The following is a 249-nucleotide window of genomic DNA, read 5'->3' on the forward strand; positions in this document are numbered from 1 at the left end:
TGATGGTGTCGCCCAATGCGTAGTTGTTGCTGCCGGCGGTACCGCCGAAGTTGATGCCTTTGGCGATATTGGCGGCGTTGGTCGCTACGTTTTGGTTGGTCGCAAACAGTTGACTGCCGTTGACGGCATCTTTGCTGTTGGCATTGAGGTCGCCGTCGGCTACGTTGGTAACCTTCTTGCCGGCGGCATCGATACCGGACTTGGTCAGGCTAGGACCGCCTGCGATCTTAACGCCGTCGTTGTTCACGG

The 249-nt window shown here is 57.8% G+C and carries 1 pseudogene; it reads right to left on the reverse strand.

The annotated features are described in order from the left end of the window. A pseudogene (locus ACTHTJ_RS11050) lies at positions 1 to 249 on the reverse strand (hypothetical protein); the annotation flags it as partial.

The sequence above is a fragment of the Neisseria sp. P0018.S001 genome (assembly GCF_051957355.1).
Taxonomy (GTDB): Bacteria; Pseudomonadota; Gammaproteobacteria; order Burkholderiales; family Neisseriaceae; genus Neisseria; species Neisseria subflava_A.